The 5,275-nt window shown below is 63.8% G+C and carries 5 protein-coding genes and 1 pseudogene; 4 read left to right on the top strand and 2 right to left on the bottom strand.

The genetic code is table 11. The annotated features are described in order from the left end of the window. Positions 1-336, bottom strand: a pseudogene (locus tag VLR48_RS19185) (serine endoprotease DegQ); the annotation flags it as partial. A gap of 258 nt (positions 337-594) precedes the next feature. Then, positions 595-1,068, bottom strand: a complete 474-nt coding sequence (locus VLR48_RS19180) for an Hsp20 family protein (protein WP_325293317.1) — start codon at positions 1,066-1,068, stop codon at positions 595-597. A 192-nt stretch (positions 1,069-1,260) separates the two neighbouring features. Between VLR48_RS19180 and VLR48_RS19175 the strand changes: the two genes are divergently transcribed. The 4 genes from VLR48_RS19175 to VLR48_RS19160 all read left to right on the top strand — a co-directional run bounded on the left by VLR48_RS19175 (position 1,261) and on the right by VLR48_RS19160 (position 5,007). After that, a complete protein-coding gene (locus VLR48_RS19175; RefSeq protein ID WP_325293316.1) occupies positions 1,261-1,647 on the top strand; it encodes a YchJ family protein in 387 nt (128 codons plus the stop codon). Positions 1,648-1,907: 260 nt separating this feature from the next. Then, positions 1,908-3,752, top strand: a complete 1,845-nt coding sequence (locus VLR48_RS19170) for an NADH-ubiquinone oxidoreductase-F iron-sulfur binding region domain-containing protein (protein WP_325293315.1) — start codon at positions 1,908-1,910, stop codon at positions 3,750-3,752. Further along, positions 3,749-4,468 (top strand): 2Fe-2S iron-sulfur cluster-binding protein, encoded by a 720-nt coding sequence (locus VLR48_RS19165; RefSeq protein ID WP_325293314.1) that lies wholly within the window; start codon positions 3,749-3,751, stop codon positions 4,466-4,468. The genes VLR48_RS19170 and VLR48_RS19165 overlap by 4 nt, the downstream gene beginning before the upstream one ends. Next, complete coding sequence (locus VLR48_RS19160; RefSeq protein WP_325293313.1) at positions 4,468-5,007, top strand: NADP oxidoreductase; 540 nt, start codon at positions 4,468-4,470, stop codon at positions 5,005-5,007. The genes VLR48_RS19165 and VLR48_RS19160 overlap by 1 nt, the downstream gene beginning before the upstream one ends. Positions 5,008-5,275: the final 268 nt, after the last annotated feature.

Here is a 5,275-nt window from a genome sequence, read left to right as displayed (position 1 = left end):
GGGATCATCGTCGATAACGTGCTGATTGGTCAGGACCAGACCGCGCTCGGCATCGACGATGATCCCGGAGCCCAGGCTGTTGCCCTCGCGATGCCGATGCTCGGGCGGCATCTCGAAGAAGCGGCGAAAGAAGGGGTCGCGCATCAGCGGATGCTCGGCCGCCTCGATACGCGTGACGGTGGAGATGTTGACGACGGCCGGCACGACCTGCTCGAGCATGGGGGCGAGACTCGGCAGGGGCTGACCCCCGACGCCGAGAGGCAGAGCTGCGAGGGCGCTGCCGCTCGCCAAGGCGAGCAGGATCCAGCACAGACGGATCGAGTAGAAGAAACGCATGGGTCCGAGCGTGATGTCGAGAGTGTTGATCGAAGGCCTTATTGGAACCGCAAAGGCGCGAAGGACGCAAAGGCTTTCAATTTATCGGGTGATCGGTCGTCGGACGGGAATCCTGCTCGCGTAAGGCGACGCAGATCGATGACCCACCGCAGCGCACACACGAGCAAGCCGGGCGATTGCCCGGCTTGTTTTACGGTCGAGGTTCCTGATGGACCGGAAGCGTCACGCGTTCGAGCCGCGTGACGCCCCACCTTCGCATCAGGCAGCGGCTTGGGTCTTTTGGGTCTCGCCCTCGATATACCGGCCCGTTTCGCCGCGGATCTCGATCTTGCGGGGCTTCATCGCCTCCGGGATCTCGCGACGCAGGTCGACATGCAGGAGGCCGTTTTCGAGCCGCGCATCCAGAACCCGCACATAGTCGGCAAGCTGGAACTTACGCTCGAAGTTGCGGTTGGCGATCCCGCGATAGAGGAACTTGGTTTGACCCTTGTCCTCGTCGTCCGACCGCGCACCCGACACGGTCAGGATGTTCTCCTTGACCTCGAGGGTGAGATCCTTCTCGGTGAAACCGGCGACCGCCATGGTGATGCGGTAGTCGTTCTCGCCGCTGGCCTCGATGTTGTAGGGAGGATAACCGCCGGGCTCGGAGCGGTAAGCCGTCTCCAGCGCGGACGACATCCGATCGAAGCCGATCATGGAGCGGAAGAGTGGTGAGAAGTCGATGTTTGTCATTGACATATCCTCGTTTGAGCAATATGGAAGTTGCGCGTTCTTGTGAACCGCGGTGTGTGCAGACCTCTTGCGAGCGCCTGCGTTATGTAAAGTAGAATACCGCTTGGCTGATGTCAAGAGGTGCCGAGAAAAATGTTATGTCAACTTAGTCCGCGGGACTCGCGGACACCGAGCGTCGCCTAACGAGGTCTTATGAAACAGCTTGATCGCTGTCCGTGCGGCGCACTGGCGGAATATCCGGCCTGTTGCGGGCGTTATCTGGACGCAGATCTGTGTCCGGACACCGCCGAGGCCCTGATGCGCTCGCGGTATGTCGCCTATTCCCGGGGTCGGGCGGACCATCTCTTGCGGACCTGGCATCCCTCTACCCGGCCACCGACGCTTGAGCTCGGGGACGATCCGGTGCGCTGGCTCGGCCTGCAGGTGCGTCATGTCGAGGCGGGAGGTCCTGAAGATATGCACGGGGTCGTCGAGTTCATCGCCCGCTACAAGATCGACGGTCGGGCACATCGTCTCCATGAAACCAGCCGGTTCGTGCGCGAGGACGGCCGGTGGTTCTATCTTGATGCCGTGGTCTGATCCTGAATCGACAAGCTGGACCGACAAGTAGGGGCGACTTTAGTCGCCTCGGATCTTGTAGGCATGCGCAGTCGGGATGCTTCTTGCCGGAAATCGCCTCAGGATCCGAACGATTAATCGCGGCGGGGCGCCCTGCTCCAATCCGCCCGTGACCCGAAGGGATGCCGCGCCGCATGGCCGCAGGCCCTCGTCACCATGTTCTATACTGCCATGAGGCAGCACGATTTCCAGCCCGATGCTTAAGCCCGCGGGAGGTGTCGATGAACGTGTCCGCAGCCGTCACGGTCGAGGGGTTCGTGGGGGAGTCGCTTGAAACCCACGGTCGAGATCCGCGGCACCTGCTTCAGCATCTGATCCGCGTCCAACAGCGTTTTTCCTACGTCCCGGACGCGGCGGTGGAAGCCTTATCCGCCGCGCTGGATGTCACGCGCACCCAGGTGCGCGCAGCCATCGCCTTCTACGCCTTCCTGCATGAGCGCCCGCGCGGCACCTTCGAGATCCGGTTCAGCGACAACATCACCGACCGGATGCTGGGCAGCAGGCGTCTGATCCGTCTCTTGGTCGAGCGTCTGGGGTTGACGGGGATGCCGGCGTGGGGTCATGACCTGATCCGAGACGACGGGCGCGTGAGCGTCGGGCTCGCCTCCTGCACCGGGATGTGCGACCAAGGCCCCGCACTCCTGGTCAACAGTCATGCCGTGACCAATCTGGATGCGCAGCGGGTCGATCGGATCGCCGATCTGGTGCAGGAGGATATCCCGCTCGAACGTTGGCCCGGCGAGTTCTTCCGGGTCGAGAACAACATCCGTCGGCGCGGACTTCTCCTCGGCAATCCGGCGACCGACGGCGCTGCGTTGCGTCGGCTTGTCGATGAGGGCGCAGACGCGGCGCTCGCGGAGGTGGAGCGTTCGGGACTGCGCGGACGCGGCGGGGCGGGCTTCACGACGGCGCTCAAATGGCGCTTCTGTCGCGAGGCTCCCGGGACCGATCGCTATGTCGTCTGCAACGCGGACGAGGGCGAGCCCGGGACCTTCAAGGATCGCGTCCTGCTGACCGATTATGCGGACCTCGTGATCGAGGGCATGACGGTCTGCGCGGGGGTCATCGGCGCCCGTCGGGGCTTCCTCTATCTGCGTGGCGAATATCGCTACCTCTTGGCGCATCTCGAATCCGTGCTGCAGCGCCGTCGCGCCGAGGGGCTGCTCGGCGCGAGGATTCTCGGCCGCGACGGCTTCGACTTCGACATCGAGATCCACCTGGGTGCGGGCGCCTACATCTGCGGCGAAGAATCGGCGCTGATCGAGTCGCTGGAAGGCAAGCGCGGTGTGACGCGCAAGCGCCCGCCCTTTCCGGTGACCAGCGGCTTCGACGATCAGCCGACCGTGGTCAACAATGTCGAGACCTTTCTCGCCTCTGCTCGGGTGGTCCAATGGGGCGGCTATTGGCTCCGCGGCGAAGGTACCGATCAGTCCGCCGGCAGCAAGATCCTGTCGGTCAGCGGAGACTGCGCTCGGCCCGGGATCTACGAGTATCCGTTCGGCACGCCGGTCCATCGCGTCCTGTCGGACTGCGGGGCGGAGAATACCCAAGCGGTTCAGATCTCGGGTGCGGCGGGTGCGACCCTCTCGCCGGCGGACTTCGATCGCATCATCGCCTTCGAGGACCTGCCGACCGCCGGCTCCTTTATGATCTTCGACGACAGCCGCGACCTGCTCGACATGGTCCGCAACTTCGCCGCCTTCTTTGCGCACGAGAGCTGCGGCTTCTGCACACCCTGTCGGGTCGGCGGGGCGCTCATGCGCAACCTGGTCGAGAAGGTCGCCGCCGGTCAGGGCTCGGAATACGACCTGAGCGAGATGCGGCATATCGGCGCCGTGATGCGCCAAGCAAGCTATTGCGGGTTGGGTCATACGGCGCCCAACCATGTGCTCAACACGCTCGACAAGTTCCCGTCGATCTATCGTCGGCGACTGACGCGCGCGTCCCACACCCCGTCCTTCGATCTGGACGCGGCGCTTTCGGAGGCTCGAACACTCACGGGTCGAGACGACGTCGGGGCCCATATCGGAGCCCATATGCCGGACGGTTCGGAGGTGTTCGCATGAGCAAGACCTTCACGCTCGACGGTCGCGAGATCCCTTTCGAGACCGGTCAGACCATCATGGATGCGGCGCTCGCCGCCGGGGTCTATATCCCGCACCTCTGCCACAACCCGGAATTCGCGCCGCACGGCAGTTGCCGTGTCTGCGTGGTCGATATCGGCGGGCGCCAGGTCTCGGCCTGCACCGCCGCGGCGAGCGAAGGGCTCCAGGTCGACAGCAGCTCCGAGGCCATTCAGGCGACGCGCCGGGCCATCCTGCAGATGCTCTTCGTGGAAGGCAATCACGTATGCCCGGCCTGCGAGAAGAGCGGGGCCTGTCAGCTCCAGGCGGTGGCCTATTACACCGGGATGTTGGCCCCGCACTTCACCCACTTCTTCCCGCGCCGCCCCGTCGATGCCTCGCACCCGGATGTCGTCATCGACTTCAACCGCTGCATCCTCTGCGAGCTGTGCGTACGTGCCAGCCGCGACCACGACGGCAAGCGGGTCTTCGCCATCAGCGGGCGAGGTCTCGAGAGCCACTTGGTGATCGACTCGCCGAGCGGTTTGTTGGGCGATTCCAGCTTTGCCGCGAGCGACAAGGCGGCCCATGTCTGTCCGACCGGCGCCATCCTGCCGAAGGGCCGCGGCTACGAGACCCCGATCGGCGAGCGTCTCTACGACCGCGAGCCCATCAGCATCGTCGGCGACGTGCGCGCACACGAGGAGGAGGTGGTCTGATGGCCGAGAAGCCCCGTGTCGCGACCGTCTCGCTCTGTGGCTGCTTCGGTTGTCACATGTCCCTTTTGGACATCGACGAGCGCATCCTGAAGCTGGTCGATCTGGTGACCTTCGACCGCACCCCTTTGACCGATATCAAGGCACTCGGCGACTGCGACCTGGGTCTGATCGAGGGCGGGGTCGCCAACGCCGAGAATGTCGAGGTGTTGCGCGAGTTTCGGCGTCGCTGCAAGACCCTGGTCGCCGTCGGCGCCTGCGCGGTCAACGGGGGGATCCCGGCGATGCGCAACCAGTTCAGTCTCGCCGAGTGCCTGCGCGAGTCCTACTGCGACGGCATCGGGGTGCACAATCCGGGCATCCCGAACGACCCCGAGATTCCGCTGCTCCTCAACCAGGTGCATCCGATCCACGAGGTGGTTGCGATCGACTACTTCTTGCCCGGCTGCCCGCCGTCCGCCGATGCCATCTGGACCTTTCTGACCGCGTTTTTGGAGGGGAGGCCGATCGCGTTTCCTTATTCGCAGATTCATTTTGACTAAACCGCGCCCAGCGCGGTATGCGACGTTTTTGGATGGGATCGGCCCCGGCGGACTTGACGACCGTTGGAGTCGGCGCAGTTTAAGACATTGAAAAATAAATTATTGTAAACCGCGTCCCCGCTAAAGGTTGTGGATGCACGTAACGTCGAGCTCACCCGAAAATGAGCATCTCGCCCTGGAAGCGGTTCAGAGGGTGAGGTTCAGGGTCCAGTAACCTCAATGCCGAACCCCGAACCCCGAACCCCGAACCCCGAACCCCGAACCCCGA

It is taken from the genome of Thiocapsa sp. (genome assembly GCF_035467215.1).
In the GTDB taxonomy this organism is placed as follows: Bacteria; Pseudomonadota; Gammaproteobacteria; order Chromatiales; family Chromatiaceae; genus Thiocapsa.
Note: the sequence above shows the minus strand (reverse complement) of the source record. Positions and strands in the feature narration are given on the sequence as shown.